Source organism: Vibrio sp. Isolate23 (genome assembly GCF_022398095.1).
Classification (GTDB): domain Bacteria; phylum Pseudomonadota; class Gammaproteobacteria; order Enterobacterales; family Vibrionaceae; genus Vibrio; species Vibrio coralliilyticus_A.
Genome location: NZ_JAKEUV010000006.1, coordinates 135,381 through 151,109 on the forward strand (window position 1 = coordinate 135,381; position 15,729 = coordinate 151,109).

14 protein-coding genes are annotated in these 15,729 nt (G+C 44.6%); 6 read left to right on the forward strand and 8 right to left on the reverse strand.

Annotated elements, in window-relative coordinates; translation table 11 throughout:
- Positions 1-17: 17 nt before the first annotated feature.
- The 3 genes from L1D31_RS15475 to hslU all read left to right on the forward strand — a co-directional run bounded on the left by L1D31_RS15475 (position 18) and on the right by hslU (position 2,689).
- On the forward strand, positions 18-566 hold the full coding sequence (locus L1D31_RS15475) for an SPOR domain-containing protein (RefSeq protein ID WP_239837980.1): 549 nt from the start codon (positions 18-20) through the stop codon (positions 564-566).
- Between the two features lie 205 nt (positions 567-771).
- The gene (gene hslV, locus L1D31_RS15480; RefSeq protein WP_239837981.1) at positions 772-1,317 is read left to right on the forward strand and encodes an ATP-dependent protease subunit HslV; all 546 of its coding nucleotides are present in this window, start codon (positions 772-774) and stop codon (positions 1,315-1,317) included.
- Positions 1,318-1,354: 37 nt separating this feature from the next.
- Positions 1,355-2,689 (forward strand): HslU--HslV peptidase ATPase subunit, encoded by a 1,335-nt coding sequence (gene hslU, locus L1D31_RS15485; RefSeq protein ID WP_239837982.1) that lies wholly within the window; start codon positions 1,355-1,357, stop codon positions 2,687-2,689.
- A 68-nt stretch (positions 2,690-2,757) separates the two neighbouring features.
- Here the strand turns inward: hslU and frdD are convergent, their stop codons facing one another.
- Genes frdD through frdA form a run of 4 tightly spaced genes read right to left on the reverse strand, consistent with a single transcriptional unit; the run spans position 2,758 to position 6,115 of the window.
- Positions 2,758-3,135, reverse strand: a complete 378-nt coding sequence (gene frdD, locus L1D31_RS15490; RefSeq protein WP_239837984.1) for a fumarate reductase subunit FrdD — start codon at positions 3,133-3,135, stop codon at positions 2,758-2,760.
- A gap of 12 nt (positions 3,136-3,147) precedes the next feature.
- Positions 3,148-3,531, reverse strand: coding sequence for a fumarate reductase subunit FrdC (frdC, locus tag L1D31_RS15495; RefSeq protein ID WP_239837985.1), 384 nt, complete (start codon positions 3,529-3,531; stop codon positions 3,148-3,150).
- Positions 3,532-3,533: 2 nt separating this feature from the next.
- A complete protein-coding gene (locus L1D31_RS15500) occupies positions 3,534-4,298 on the reverse strand; it encodes a succinate dehydrogenase/fumarate reductase iron-sulfur subunit (RefSeq protein WP_045975826.1) in 765 nt (254 codons plus the stop codon).
- The gene (gene frdA / locus L1D31_RS15505) at positions 4,298-6,115 is read right to left on the reverse strand and encodes a fumarate reductase (quinol) flavoprotein subunit (protein WP_239837986.1); all 1,818 of its coding nucleotides are present in this window, start codon (positions 6,113-6,115) and stop codon (positions 4,298-4,300) included. The genes L1D31_RS15500 and frdA overlap by 1 nt, the downstream gene beginning before the upstream one ends.
- A gap of 392 nt (positions 6,116-6,507) precedes the next feature.
- Here frdA and epmA point away from each other — a divergent pair, with 392 nt between their 5' ends.
- The gene (epmA, locus tag L1D31_RS15510) at positions 6,508-7,479 is read left to right on the forward strand and encodes an elongation factor P--(R)-beta-lysine ligase (protein ID WP_239837988.1); all 972 of its coding nucleotides are present in this window, start codon (positions 6,508-6,510) and stop codon (positions 7,477-7,479) included.
- Positions 7,480-7,518: 39 nt separating this feature from the next.
- On the opposite strand, the gene L1D31_RS15515 is transcribed toward epmA, so the two are convergent.
- The 4 genes from L1D31_RS15515 to L1D31_RS15530 all read right to left on the reverse strand — a co-directional run bounded on the left by L1D31_RS15515 (position 7,519) and on the right by L1D31_RS15530 (position 11,452).
- Positions 7,519-9,708, reverse strand: coding sequence for a YjbH domain-containing protein (locus L1D31_RS15515; protein ID WP_239837990.1), 2,190 nt, complete (start codon positions 9,706-9,708; stop codon positions 7,519-7,521).
- Positions 9,708-10,448 (reverse strand): capsule biosynthesis GfcC family protein, encoded by a 741-nt coding sequence (locus L1D31_RS15520; protein ID WP_239837991.1) that lies wholly within the window; start codon positions 10,446-10,448, stop codon positions 9,708-9,710. Before L1D31_RS15520 ends, L1D31_RS15515 begins: the two co-directional genes overlap by 1 nt.
- 5 nt (positions 10,449-10,453) lie before the next feature.
- Positions 10,454-11,116 (reverse strand): YjbF family lipoprotein, encoded by a 663-nt coding sequence (locus L1D31_RS15525; protein WP_239837993.1) that lies wholly within the window; start codon positions 11,114-11,116, stop codon positions 10,454-10,456.
- 75 nt (positions 11,117-11,191) lie between these two features.
- Positions 11,192-11,452, reverse strand: a complete 261-nt coding sequence (locus tag L1D31_RS15530) for a hypothetical protein (protein WP_239837994.1) — start codon at positions 11,450-11,452, stop codon at positions 11,192-11,194.
- Positions 11,453-11,809: 357 nt separating this feature from the next.
- On the opposite strand from L1D31_RS15530, the gene L1D31_RS15535 reads away from it, so the two are divergent.
- On the forward strand, positions 11,810-12,958 hold the full coding sequence (locus L1D31_RS15535) for a capsule assembly Wzi family protein (protein WP_239837996.1): 1,149 nt from the start codon (positions 11,810-11,812) through the stop codon (positions 12,956-12,958).
- Positions 12,959-13,039: 81 nt separating this feature from the next.
- Positions 13,040-15,679: an SLBB domain-containing protein gene (locus L1D31_RS15540; RefSeq protein WP_239838081.1), complete on the forward strand. Its 2,640-nt coding sequence runs from the start codon at positions 13,040-13,042 to the stop codon at positions 15,677-15,679.
- Positions 15,680-15,729: the final 50 nt, after the last annotated feature.

A 15,729-nucleotide genomic window follows, 5' to 3' on the forward strand; every position in this document is an offset into this window, starting at 1 on the left:
GACATTGATGTACAGCAGTGGCAAATAGAGATTATGTAAAGCGCGGTCGTGGTAACAGCGGGCGCAAACCCGTGCGTAAAAAGTCGGCTCCCAAAAGAAAGCCATGGCGAAGCGGGTTACTGGCAATTTTGCTGGTAGGAGGGTTTGGCTACGGACTTTATACATTGAACAATGACCCTGAGCCCCCCCAGCCTGTTGTGCAGCAAACCAAGCCGAAACCTAAACCAAAGGCTGATAAGGTGTTACCACCTCCTCCGGAAGAAAAATGGGACTACGTTGAATCCCTTCCCAGTCGTGAGATTGAAGTCACAGCCAAGGAGCAGGTGGTGTCCGAGATCCCTTATATCATGCAGTGTGGGGCGTACACCAATGCTTCTCAGGCCGAAGCGCGTAAGCTCGATATTGCTTTTCAGGGGATCAACAGCAAGATCCGCAAGAAAGAGGGCAGCAAATGGTATCGTGTGGTGTTAGGGCCATATAAGTTCAAGCGTGATGCAGAACGAGATAAGCACAAACTTCAGCGTGCTAAGATTGAACCTTGTGCGATCTGGAAAGACAGTCAGTAGATAAATGAAGCGAGCCAATTGGCTCGCTTTCTTGTATCGAGCCTAAGTTCGCTAGAGATTTTGTTCTACGTGCTTGTAGCAATATCTTGATGCTCATTGCTTCCTTTAAGCGTGGCTCCTTAGCACCGACTGCCCTTGAATTCCCTTTAAGCTAACCTCATATATCTTCTAACACTAAGATGAAAACTATTATGAGGCCCTACACGTGACTACCATTGTATCTGTACGTCGTAACAACAAAGTCGTCATCGCTGGTGATGGACAAGTATCTTTGGGTAACACAGTAATGAAGGGTAATGCGCGCAAAGTGCGCCGCCTGTACAACAACAAAGTGCTTGCTGGCTTTGCTGGTGGAACAGCGGATGCCTTCACGTTGTTTGAAAAGTTTGAAAGCAAGCTGCAGATGCATCAAGGCCATTTGACGAAAGCGGCGGTAGAGTTGGCCAAAGACTGGCGTAGTGACCGTGCGCTGCGCAAATTAGAAGCGCTATTGGCTGTGGCGGATGAGACTGCCTCTTTGATCATCACAGGTAATGGTGATGTGGTTCAGCCTGAAAATGATCTGATTGCGATCGGTTCCGGCGGTAATTTTGCTCAAGCTGCAGCGACCGCATTACTAGAGAACACCGAACTGGATGCGCGTGATATTGCTGAAAAATCATTGAAAATTGCCGGTGATATTTGTGTGTTTACTAATCATCACCACACTATCGAAGAACTAGAAATTCCAGCTCTATTAAGTGCTGAATAACCCAAGATAGTGGCTACTAGAATTTAAGGAATTTGATATGTCTGAAATGACTCCTCGCGAAATTGTGCATGAACTGAACCGCCATATTATCGGTCAAGATAATGCGAAACGCTCTGTAGCAATTGCACTACGTAATCGCTGGCGTCGTATGCAGCTAGAAGAAAGCTTGCGTGCCGAAGTTACCCCGAAAAATATTCTGATGATTGGTCCAACGGGTGTGGGTAAAACGGAAATTGCTCGCCGTCTGGCAAAGTTGGCGAACGCGCCATTTATCAAGGTGGAAGCGACCAAATTTACTGAAGTAGGTTATGTTGGTAAAGAGGTCGAGACTATCATTCGTGATCTGACGGATGTTGCCATCAAGATGACGCATCAGCAAGCAATGGAAAAAGTAAGATTCCGTGCTGAAGAGCAAGCTGAAGAACGTGTTCTTGATGCGCTTTTACCACCCGCACGAGATGCGTGGGGGCAAAACGAGCAACAGGACGAAAGTGCTTCAAATACACGTCAAATTTTCCGCAAGAAGCTACGTGAAGGCAAGCTAGACGACAAAGAGATCGACATCGATGTGGCAGCTCCTCAGATGGGGGTTGAGATCATGGCGCCTCCTGGTATGGAAGAGATGACTAACCAACTGCAGGGTATGTTCCAAAACCTAGCGGGCGATACCAAGAAGAAGCGTAAACTGAAAATTAAAGATGCCTTCAAGGCGCTCACAGAAGAAGAAGCTGCGAAGCTTGTGAACCAAGAGGAGCTAAAAGAGCAGGCGATCTTTAATGTTGAAAATAACGGTATCGTATTTATCGATGAAATTGACAAGATCTGTAAGCGCGGTGAAAGCTCTGGCCCAGATGTGTCTCGCGAAGGTGTTCAGCGTGATTTACTGCCGCTTATTGAAGGCAGTACGGTCTCAACCAAGCATGGTATGGTAAAAACTGATCACATTTTGTTTGTTACGTCTGGCGCATTCCAAGTGGCAAAACCATCAGATCTTATCCCTGAATTACAAGGTCGCTTGCCAATTCGCGTTGAACTAGAAGCGCTTTCAAGCAATGACTTCAAACGTATTCTGACAGAGCCTAAAGCATCGTTGACAGAGCAGTACATTGCCCTGATGAAAACTGAAGATGTGGATATCGAATTTACCGAGGATGGTATTACTCAAATTGCTGAAGCGGCGTGGACGGTTAACGAAACCACGGAAAACATTGGCGCTCGTCGCCTGCATACGGTGATGGAACGCTTGATGGATGAGATCTCGTTTGAAGCAACGGATAAATCCGGTTCGCAATTGACGATAGACTCTGACTATGTAAAAGCTAAACTGGGCGATACAGTCGAAGATGAAGATCTGAGTCGTTTTATTCTTTAGCTTCGCTTAGATAGTAATAAGCCCGCTCCATTGAGCGGGCTTATTTTATCACCTAAGAACTCAGTTGTTTAAATCATAAAGATAAAGATCACTGCGAGGGCAGAGATCAAGCCTGCAAATGCGTAACAAGCGATTTTTCCGACCAAACCGGTATGGAGTTTAAGGTCATGCATACCATGATGAACACGGTGCATTGCATGCCACATTGGTAGCGCGAGTGTACCAATGATAAATAGAGCGCCAATGATGCTTGTGGCAAAATCAACCACTCGCTCATAGCTTAGGGCTTCTGCATTGATGATGCCTAATGGAGCAAGTACACCAATAACCAGAATCGTCACAGGGGTTATCATGGCAAACCAAGTACCGCCAGCGCCAAACAGTCCCCACCAAATTGGCTCATCAGAACGCTTAGGGGCTCTATCTACAGAAAAATTAGGTTTCATAGTCATAGCTCCTTAAACGATTACCAGCACAATCAGAGAAATAAATGCCACGGCTGCCCATTGAGTAAGCACAATGATCTTCTTATCCACTGGCTTACCTTTTAAGCGAATCGGCATTACCTGCGGCATCATGCTGAAGAACGTTTGAGCATGCAGTAGGCTACCCGCAAGCGCAACGATGTTGATCGCGACTACAAGTGGATTGGCCATAAACTCAAGCCAGCTTTGCCAAGCTTCGGAACCTTTCACTAGTGAACCTAAACCGAAAGTCAGGAAGACAGTAAATAGGATCAGAGGCAGTACAGTCGCTTCACGCAGCATGTAGAAGCGGTAAAAAGGATGATCTTTCCACCAAGTACGTTTTACTTCACGAACATAAGGTTTACGGTTACTCATTCTTATGCCTCCTCTGCTGTTTTTGCTGGTGTACCGTCAGGCTTCAGCATAGCAATCACGAAGTCCATAGAAGACTCGACTTTACCTTGGTTTACTGCAGCCGCAGGATCGACGTTCTTCGGACATACTTCAGAGCAGTAACCGACGAAGGTACAGCCCCAAGCGCCGTTTTCACCATTGATCATCGCCATACGCTCTGCTTTACCATTGTCACGACTGTCGAGGTTGTAACGATGGGCAAGAGTCAGTGCAGCAGGGCCGATAAACTCAGGGTTTAGACCAAACTGCGGACACGCTGCATAACATAGACCACAGTTGATACAACCGGCGAACTGCTTGTACTTGGCCATTTGCTCTGGCGTTTGTAGGTTAGTGCCGTCTTCAGGTTTACGATCGTTACCTATGATGTAAGGCTTGATGGCTTCAAGGCGCTCAATGAATGGCGTCATGTCGACAATCAAGTCTTTCTCGATTGGGAAGTTTGCTAATGGCTCGATCTTCACGCCGTTTGGGTAATCGCGCAGGAAGCTTTTACAAGCAAGTTTCGGCACGCCGTTAACCATGATGCCGCATGAACCACAGATCGCCATACGACAAGACCAACGGTAAGACAGGTCTTTATCTAGGTTATCCTTGATGTAGCCAAGTGCATCAAGGGTCGACATAGTTTCATCGAATGGTACTTCAAAGGTCTGGAAGTGCGGTTCTGCGTCTTTTTCTGGGTCATAACGCAGAATCTCTACTTTTTGGATGCGATTTGCTGACATTATGCTTGCTCCTCTGCGTTCTTCTGTGCCGCTTTTGCTGCTTCTTCAACGGCGGCTTTCTCAGCAGCTTCACCGTATAGACGAGCTTTAGGCTGTGACTTAGTGATAGTCACTTTGCTGTAGTCGATAGTTGGCGCTGCATCTGGTTGGAAGAAAGCCAGAGAGTGTTTGAGGAACTCTACGTCATCACGTTCAGTACAGCCATCATCTAGACGCTGATGGGCACCACGAGACTCTTTACGTAGGATGGCAGAGTGAACCATAGCTTCTGCCACTTCTAGGCCGTAACCGACTTCGATAGCGTACAGAAGGTCTGTGTTGAACACTTTGCCTTTGTCTTTGATGCTGATGCGCTTGTAACGCTCTTTCAACTCAGTGATTTTATCAATGGTGGCTTGCATCAAATCTTCTTGGCGGTAGATACCACAGCCCGCTTCCATGGTATGACCCATTTCAGTGCGGATATCTGCCCAGTTTTCATCGCCTTCTTGGTTCATTAGTGCTGCGATACGCTGCTCAACATCTTTGACTTGAGCTGCAATAGATTCTTCGTTCCAACCCTTGAATTCCGCTGCACGTTTCACTGCTTGTTCACCAGCAACATGGCCGAATACCACGAACTCAGCCAGTGAGTTAGAACCTAGACGGTTAGCGCCGTGAAGACCAACAGAAGCACATTCGCCTACCGCGAATAGACCTTTAATGCGTGTTTCACATTCGCCGTTAGTTTCAATACCACCCATGGTGTAGTGCACCGTTGGACGAATTGGAATCGGCTCTTTCGCAGGGTCAACGTTAACGTATGCTTTCGCTAGCTCACAAATAAACGGTAGACGCTCTTGCAAGTACTCTTCACCAAGGTGGCGAAGATCTAGATGAACCACATCACCTAGAGGATGTTTAATGGTGTTGCCTTTCTGCTGTTCATGCCAGAAAGCCTGAGAAACTTTGTCGCGAGGACCGAGTTCCATGTATTTGTTCTTTGGCTGGCCAACTGGAGTTTCAGGGCCCATGCCGTAGTCTTGTAGGTAACGGTAGCCATTCTTGTTAACGATGATACCGCCTTCACCACGACAGCCTTCGGTCATCAGGATACCTGTACCTGGAAGACCAGTTGGGTGGTACTGAACGAATTCCATATCACGTAGAGGTACGCCATGACGGTAAGCCATTGCCATACCATCACCGGTTACGATACCGCCGTTAGTATTACAGTGATAAACACGACCTGCACCACCTGTTGCTAAAACAACAGACTTGGCTTTAATCGTAACGAGTTCACCTTCTGACATGTGAATGGCGATAAGACCTTGCACTTCACCTTCATTGACAAGAAGATCCACCACAAAGTACTCATCAAAACGTTTGATGTTGTCGTACTTCATTGATGTCTGGAATAGGGTGTGAAGCATGTGGAAGCCAGTTTTATCAGCCGCGAACCATGTACGCTCAACCTTCATACCACCAAAGCGGCGTACGTTGACTTCCCCGTTTTCTTTACGACTCCATGGGCAGCCCCATTGCTCCATTTGGATCATTTCGCGAGTCGCGTTTTCTACAAAATATTCGACAACGTCCTGTTCACATAGCCAGTCACCACCACCAACGGTGTCGTTGAAGTGATTGTCTAGGCTATCTTCATCCTTGATAACTGCTGCTGAGCCACCCTCTGCTGCGACTGTGTGGGAACGCATTGGATAAACTTTAGAAATCAGTGCGACTTCTAAATCAGGGTTTGCTTCAGCTGCTGCAATAGCAGTGCGAAGACCAGCGCCGCCAGCGCCGATGACTGCGATATCTGTGATGATAGTTTGCACAGTTATCCTCCAGTGTGAAATTGCGGAGTGTTCCGCTTGTTATCATAAAATGAGGGAATTCCCCCAAAAGTGGTAGGGGCAGTGTAGAAGAGTATCGTTATGGAAAAGTTGATGTATTTAGGTTTTTTCCCCAGTAATGCATATGAGAGCATAGAAAATACAGGTTATGTGATTACTATCACGGCAAACCTATTTTAGCTCTAAGTCTCTGCAGAACCTGCTGTTACGGGTATGTTGCGAGTGAGATTTGTTATTAATTTCATCAATGTTAAAGCTGGGGAATTATTTCTTGTAGTACGTTATTTTAACGCTTCAAGCTAAGAGCTGTTCATTTGCAATTTGAGTGAAAGATGATAGTTTGCGCCACAATACATCGTCACGAGAGAAGAGCTATGCAGGCAGATTGGCAACCCACGGCAAGCATTGAACAGTTAAGGCAACGCGCGGATTTGATTGGGCAGATACGTCAGTTTTTTAAGGATAAAAACGTCCTTGAGGTTGATACACCCGCGATGAGTCATGCAACAGTGACAGATATTCATTTGCACACGTTTCAAACCAAATTTGTTGGCCCTGGCTATTCGCAAGGTAAGAATCTCTATTTAATGACCAGCCCAGAGTTTCATATGAAGCGTTTGCTAGCTGCAGGAAGTGGCTGTATCTACCAGATCTGTAAATCTTTTCGTAATGAAGAAAATGGCCGATATCACAACCCTGAGTTCACCATGCTTGAGTGGTATCGGATTGGCTTTGATCACCATCAGTTGATGGATGAGATGGATGAGCTACTGCAACTGAGTCTGAAGGTTGGAGCCGCAGATCGTATGACCTATCAACAGGCTTTTCTCTCAATATTGAAAATTTGTCCGCTAGAGGCGTCGATGGAAGAGCTGAAAGTAACGGCTGGTTTGTTAGGACTTAGTGATATTGCTCAGCCAGAACAGGACAGAGACACCTTGCTGCAACTATTATTTAGCGTTGGAGTTGAGCCTGAAATCGGTCAGCAAGTTCCTGCCTTTGTGTACGATTTTCCTGCCTCACAAGCGGCATTGGCAAAGATAAACGACCAAGACAGCCGTGTTGCCGATCGCTTTGAGGTGTATTTTAAAGGAATAGAGTTAGCAAATGGCTTCCATGAACTGGATAGTGCCGAAGAGCAGCTTAAACGCTTTGAGCTAGATAACGTTAAACGACAACAAATGGGCCTAACCACACAACCCATTGACCATTATTTGATTAAGGCATTAGAAGCAGGCTTACCACGATGTGCAGGAGTGGCACTAGGTATCGATCGTCTAGTTATGCTGGCAACCAATAATGATCATATTAATAAAGTAACCGCATTCCCTTTCCCTAGAGCGTAAGAGTAAAAAGGCTGGCATCACTGCCAGCCTTCGCCAATTCTACTCAACGGTGCTAGGTCGTTGATACCATTGAGAACGAACGTCTGTTTTCTCAAATAGGTTGTATTGTTTCTTCAGCATTTGCCCGCCATCTCGGGTAATTGGCTCCCAAGAGATATCAGCGCGACTGGTACTTGGCTTAATCGTCATAATGTCCAGAGGAATCGAAATATAGAAGCCTTTGTTATAGCTTCCTTCGCCATACTCTTCTGCTGTCAGATCGGTAAAGGTCGCGTATGCACCGACGATAACTCCAGAATTAAATTGCTTAGAAAAATCGAAGCGAGCTCCCATATCACCTCCCAAGAACTTGCCTGCACTGACTTTGAAAAGTGTACCAGTGAGGAAATCCCAGTTCGGCATATAGTAGCCGGTCACATGTCCCGTTGTCCCTTTACTTAACACATATGCTTGGCAGGAAGGGATCGGATCACTACAGCTTGTCTCATCATAAAAGAAATAATCTTCGCTGTATGTGCCAAACCATGAATCGGGATCACGTTGGCTCACTAAGTTGGCATCAAAGCCTAGCGCCCAGTTTGTGTTCATCGGCCTATATAGGATCTCACCACCCACACCTGCGAACATCATTTCGAGATAGCCTGCGTACATCTGGGTATAAACTTGCTCGAATGGCTGTTCAAACCATGTGAGCTGGAGGTGGTCAAGCCTGACAGGGTTATCATGTACGTAGGCGCGGAACATGGTTCGAACTCTCGGTGTCGAGTAGTTCCTTACATGCGGAGAGTTTTCAACGTAGTTAAACTTGTCGTAGTTATCGATTAAGTTGAAGATAATAGAACCGCCGAACTCGAGGTTATCCATTAGCTTGTAGCTTGAGTTGGCGCTGATGCCTAAACTGTACAAGTAGAAAGACTCAGGGCCTCCGATGCTTTGTTTTAGCACTGGCTCTAAGCCATAATCCCAACGCTCCTTATTTTCTGCAGCAGGTGCATTGGCAATATTATTGTTAGGCTCTGATTCTTCAAAACTGTCTTTGACCTTTGCTTCAGTTGATAAGTAATTCGCCGCAGTGAGATATTTCTGCTTATCGATGGTGGTTTCTTTAAGGTTTATACCATCTTGTTGTTCAACGACTTTAAATACACGAATCAAGTCGTTTGAGTGGTTAGACAAAATTGCTGCGGTTCGGTCAAGCGCTTCTTCTCTATCTCGGTACTTCTTCTGCTGGCCTTTGACGATGATGGTATCGCCATCAAGCGTAACAGAGTTTTGCTCAAAGCCTGCGTTTGACTCAATCTGTTTTGCTGCTGATTGCCAATCTGGATTAGGGTTATCAGTGTTATTGATTGCTTGTCTAGGCTCATCACGCCATGTTGCTTTCATCTCATTGAAGTTGGTGTAGAGATTAATCCCGAAAGTGATGGTATCGCCACGTTGATAGCTGACTTTGGCGTCCCCCCAATCTCCTAAACGATAGTTAACCCCTATATTCCACGGAGTATGTTGAGGCAGAGGCTTACCAGCGCGAACAACAGGGTAGTCCTGGGTATAATCATTACCGTCGTATTCCAGCTTTAAACGAAATGGCGCGTAAGGCGTTTGATACTCAAGACCTCCAAATATTGCCGCAGGGCCTTTAAACCAGCGCTCATAATCGACACTACCACCGGTACCTTTAAAGTCACTGTCACGATTACAGTACTCATCGCTTGCTTTACAGAAAGGGTTGGTCACATTGCCGCGTTGGCCTAGGTAACCCCAGCCAAGCCCTAGGGTGATGTCTACACTACCAAAGCGTTTTGTGGCGGCAACAAATTCACCGTCAAATAGCCCTGTTCCGCCAAAATCACGAACTCCAATTGACGTCTCAGGTAACCAGTACCCCTCTTGCCAAAGGCGGACTTTGAAGTCGATTCCTTTATCAGTATATAAATTATCTCCACTATAGGCAGGATCGCTGCTAAACAATAGATCGGGCACCCGTGTATAGCGAACGGTAGACTCGAGCCAGCTCATCAACTGAATTGATGCTGTATATTGTTGGTAGTCATCGTTAATGCTGACACCTATGTTGAACTCACCTTCTTCAGCCATACGTCCAGAAGGCATTTGCATTAGCCCGACACCACCAAAATCTGTTTGAGAGACTTTGAGATAATCACTTGCTTGACTGACGGAAACGAAACCAAGGGAAAGAAATAGCGCTGTGATTGGATTAAGTTTCATTAGTAATTTCTTCTCCAGGCAATCAGAGAGACGATCTCTTGCTCAAGTTGAGAGAGTTCTTTGGATGGATTGTTAAACCCTAGGAAAATGCTAGAGCCTGGAGGCAGAGGTGTTTTTTCATCGTTCCAGTAAGCGAAACCGACTTGTTTGTAGTGACCGTCTGGGTAAATCACCCAAGCATGACTATTGTTTGCGCTGGAAAGTACTCTGGATGTTGATAAGTAATCTTTCACCGTCCAATTGGGTTTTACTTCAGGCATCGTCGGACTGAAAAACAGTCCTTCTAGGGTGATAGTTGTCGGCCGCTCTGGGTATTCGAATTGATAGTGGCCAGTTAGCATAGGGTTGGCAGAAGGAGTGAGACGAATGAAGTCGAGATCCAATGAGAGGTTTTCTCGATAACCTATCTGCCAAGTCTTAACTTGCTCGCGTAAAATACCTAGACTTTCATACAGTTCGGCTTCTTGTTGTTTGAGTTTATCAATCAGATTCAGTGCCGCTTGTTTTTTGTTGTTGGCAACTCTTTGTTTATCCAAGTTGAATAGAGCGTTATTGATCGGATAGCTAAAAGGAGTATTTCTCTGACTATGCTCTATGGTGTCAGCGAGGGCTCTTTCTAAACGAATCGGAGCAGTATAATCCATCACGATTTGCTCACTGGGAAGTTCAACAGTGACGTTAGCGGCAATAGCGTTTGCGAAAGAACTCAAAGTTAATAAAAATAAAAAACCACGTGTCATTAAGTTCATCCTTGATATGGTTTGAGTACTTCTTGCTCGATAAAAAGCTGGTCTGGAATGACCCATTGAGCCGACTTTAGTACATGGCCCTTGTCATTTACCCAAAAGGTGCTTTGCATGTTTTTACCTAGCTTTTCAAATGAAATGTACTCTTGCCAAATCTTAACTTGTTGAGACCACAGTACCGAGTTTAATTGAGTCGTAGCAACGGATTCTGTCATAATTTTGGCATGATTATTATATTGGTAACCTGGTTGCCAATCATAAACGGCATCCCAAGTATACTGAGGCGTTTTAAAGTGGCTCATTTCTTTGAAAGGAATTGTACCCCTTAGATTTGCGTCTGGAAGGTTATATGTTTTAACGATACGTCCTTCTTCGGTCACAATCATCGCTTTATCACTGGATAACCACTTATACTGAGTTTTTCCGGTGTTGGGGTTACTTTCAACGAATGCAAGCACCATGAAAATTTGTGGACCATCATTGATTTTAAAATAGCTGCTGGCGTAAGGGATGTTTTCTATCGACTCTTTATCTAAATTCTCGTCTTCAAATCCCCAAAAGGCTTCTTTAAGGGTCTCGTTAGTATCAGAGAAGCGTTGGGTACATCCACTTAAGAATAGGATTAAAGTCGCGATAAATAGAGCAAGTATTTTATTGGTCATTATGAAAGCTCAGGCCTTAATATTGCAAAAAAACACCCTTAGCAAAGCTAAGGGTGTTTATAACGAAAGTACCAATTAGTTAGTGCCGGTAGTACCAGTAGTACCATCATTATCTGATGCAGCAACCGCAACCGCAGCAACAGCAACGGCCGCGCCTACCGCGACGGCCGTCGTGGTTGCTACGCCAGCAGCTGCTGTAGATGCAGCTGCGGTAGAGCCAGCTGCAGTACCACCAGCGGTAGAGCCACCTGCAGTACTTGCTGCGGTACTTTCCTCAGCGAAAGCCCCAGCAGAAGCACATAGCGCCACTAACATGGTTAGAGCAATTTTTTTCATTGAGTATCCCTTTGTAAATTTACAAATTAACATCGATGCTGGAGCAAATTTCACCTGCTCCAATTCTGATTCTATTTCACTTTATTATATCTGTAAAAATTAAAATAACTTTAATGCAAGATGATCACAGTATGGTGGATTGCTTAATCTAAATCGACCTTTATAATGAATTCATTTTTAGGCAATTCACACTACATTATTTGTGCTTTATAGGTGAATTAGAAATTTAAAGTAGGACACATGCCAAGGATTGAGAGGCTCAGCTTATCGATAGTACTTATACCTATTCTGTTTACAAGTAGTAATAGTTACTCTTCTCCTTGGATCGAAGCGAATGACCCTTTTTTGAGGTCATCCATGACGGCTTTAAGTGATGCAAGCAAACTTAGTGGTGTAACAAGTAATTTTCCTTTGCGTTGGTCTTCCGTGGCAGGAAGTGACGCTCTTGTCACTGTCAATAATCATCTTGGTACTGAACTTGAGCATTTCAAGTACGCTCTGAATACGGCTAAGCTCAACCGAGGTAATCGTCGTTTTGTGATGTCTGGAGGGAATTCGGAGCTGGACAATGGTTGGTTTTCTGATGTCAGCGGTGACAAATGGACGGTGGAGGCAAGTTATGAGCACCTTACTGATAGTTATGCGTTCAGGCTTAATTCTTCATACCGAGAAAATGATGAGAGCAAAGAAGCTTCATTTACGGACAGTTATATCGCCTTGAATGCTGGCCACACACTATTTGATGTAGGGATGCTTCCTAGGTGGTGGGGGCACGGCTGGAATCATAGTCTCATTTTAACTACATCAGGAAAAGATTTAGATGCTGGCTTGAGCTGGATCGGAGAGAATCCGCTATTGGGTGTTTGGAATCTAAACGTTGTGACGTCAAAGTTAGACAAACTTGATTATGATTACAGAGCCTCATTAAGGTATGCGAGTAAATTAAATAGTTGGTTCGAACTTGGCTTGACTCAGCATTATTGGTTTGAGGCAAACAAGCAGCAAGCTTTGAGGAACCAAAAGCAAGTTGCTGTTGATGTAAAGTTGACCTTACCGGAAATATATAGTGTACAGCATGGACTGTATACAGAAATGTCTTCAGCTCAAAAAGATAAAGGATTAGGTGCGTATCTAGTGGGTTGGAGCGGACATAAGTCGATATTTGATAGCTCATTACGTATAGTGGCTGAATATCAATTAATGTCTTCAGAGGAGAGTCAGTCCATTATTAGTGATGGGATTGACGATTATTTGCAGTCTAGCTATTTGAATAAGGCTAGCTGGTCATTGAGTAGTTATTTACAGCTTGTTAATGACCATCAAATTTCTGCTATTATTTCGACAAAAAAGTTATTGAATGATAGCAACGAAAAGCAGGAACAATATCAGTTGTCTTATCAGCTCCCTGCACTCAAAGGAAAAATTAAGCTTAACATTGATTACATCAATAAAAGTACCACTGACAGTGAAACGGTATTTGGTTCGAAGTATGAGTTTAGGTTTTGATTGGCGTTACTAATGTCAGAGAGCAGAGTATTATATAAATTAATGAGTAGCAGAACGTTGAAGTTAAATATAAACATAAATATGTTGGCCATCCCAATACTCCTAAGTGCGAGTATTCATGCTGCAACGCCAACTCAGGCACAGATTAATCAGTTCCAGTCTCTTCCTAAGGCTCAACAAGAGCAGCTTGCGCGACAAATGGGAGTCGATCTTTCTAGTATAAACTCTCTTGATAGCGCATCTTTAAGCACTGATACGGCCCCCCCTGAAGTAAAAAAACCAGAAAGAGCGACTGATGCGTCAGACAGAGGGACCAAGACTGATCATGGAAAAAGCAAAGAAGTAGAGCTACCTTATTTTGGTTACGATGTGTTCTCTGGTGCTTCGCTAGACTTTACACCTGTCGATCATTTACCAGTGCCTCATGACTATATCATCGCGCCAGGAGATGAAGTTCGTATCCAATTATTTGGCAAATCGTTTAGTGACTTAAAGTTGAAAATTGATCGCGAAGGGAAGCTCAATATACCGGAATATGGGCCGGAGTATGTGGCTGGTCAGACGTTTAGTGAGTTAAAAAATTACGTAGCGTCTCTTATTCAGCGCAAATCGATTGGTGTTGAAGCGGTTGTATCTTTAAGTGCAATGCGCACTATGCAAGTCTTTGTTACTGGTGATGTCAATCAGCCAGGAGCCTACAATGTCAATGGTTTAACAACGTTATCACAAGCTTTGATTGCGGCTGGTGGGATCAAATTATCCGGTAGTCTTAGAAACATTAAAGTAAAACGGCTAGGTAAAACAGTAGTAACCTTCGATGCCTACGATTTGATTGTCAATGGTGACTCTAGCCAAGATGTTCGTTTACAAGCAGGAGATACCATCCTTGTCCCTGCGAAAAAATCTGATGTGGTGATTAAAGGAGAAGTGCTTCGTCCTGCTCATTATGAGCTTGGCATGGATAATAATATCAATGATTTAATTGATATTGCCGGTGGCGCTTTACCTAGTGCGTATTTGTCAAAAGCTAACGTAAAAAGACGCAATGCAAATGGTATTGAGCAGCTGACATTGGACCTGTCATCACCTCATGGAAAGAACTTTAAGCTACAAGCCGGCGACGAAGTATCTTTGTTACCTACTGGGGATAACTTGGATAATGCGATAGCATTGCGTGGTGAGTTGTTTCGTCAAGGGGCGTACCAATTTAAAAATGGACTGCAGATCAGTGATGTGATTGGCTTCGAGGATTTGAAAGAAAATGCCGATCTGACTTATGCGCTACTGGTTAGAGAAGAGCCTAAAAGTCGTGATATTAGCGTGTGGCAATTTAACTTAGGTGAAGTGCTAACTTCACCAAGTGCGAGCGAAAATTACTCTCTTCAAAAAGGCGACCAGTTATTTGTATTTGATAATGGTCTAAACGTTGACTATTGGTATCGAGATCAGAAATCGACCAGCTCAAAGAGAGCGAAAGAGCTGAGTGAACACGTCAGTGGGAATAATACAGAAAACTCAGTAACGGAATCCAAAAGTGTTGCGACATTAGATTCTGCGACAGGAGCGCTAATAGAGAAAGAGCGGCAAAAGGAGCTCGATATTGCTGACGCTGATAAATTTGCGGAAGCGGATGATTTCCGACTTTCTAGTCGAGAATCATTGTTAAAACCGATAATTGAAAGGCTGAAAGCTCAAGCAAATCTCTCTGAGCAGGCAAAGATTATTGAAGTGGCTGGCGCAGTAAAATACCCCGGTGTTTATCCATTAACAGAGAATGCCAGTTTTGAAAAACTTATTAGTGCAGCCGGTGGTTTTGCTGAGCAAGCATTTCTCTACAGCGCAGAGTTAAGTCGCTCGGAGAAGGTTAAACAAGACTTTATGGTTCAACACTACTCTTTTTCTCCTCAGGAAATATTGAGTGGTCAAGAGAAACTCGATATTCAAGCTCAAGATCATATTGTGATCAAGACTCAGCCCAATTGGCAGCGCGGTAACTCTATCGAATTACAAGGTGAAGTGGTTTTTCCAGGAATTTACACATTCCAGCGGGGTGAAACAATCCAAGATCTCATCGAGCGTGCTGGTGGGCTGACCCAATTTGCCTATGCGCAAGGGGCGGTGTTTAGTCGTGAGAGTTTACGTCGCCAAGAAGCAGAACGTTTAAAGCTACTCAATCTACAATTAAAGCAGGAGATTGGTAATTTAGCGCTACGCCGACAGAACTCAAGTGCTACTTATACTACGAGTCCTACTGAAGCGATGGCTATTGCCGATGAGCTTGCCTCTGCCGAGGCCATTGGTCGCTTAGTGATTGATTTACCCGAAGCGCTCTCAGGAGAACCGAACGCTGACATTATGGTCGAGAAAGGGGACAAGCTATATATTCCTGCTCGGCAGCCCATTGTCAGTGTGATGGGGGAAGTTCAGTTTTCTTCTAACCACACCTTTACTCCAGGGATGACGATCGAAGACTATATTTCCTCTGCTGGTGGAACGAAAAAACAAGCGGATACAGACCGAATCTATGTTGTGCGTGCTGATGGCTCCGTTATGTTACCCAACAACTCATTTTGGTTTAGTCGTCAGTCTATGCCTTTAGAGCCTGGCGATACGATTATTGTGCCGCTCGATACGGATTACCTAGATGGCTTAAGCACCTTAACTTCAGCAACCCAGATCCTTTACCAAATCGGTGTGGCTTGGAGTGCAATAAAAGACTAGCGGTATAAGAAGCCCTCGATTGTTAGAGGGCTTCATATTATAAGAAGAGA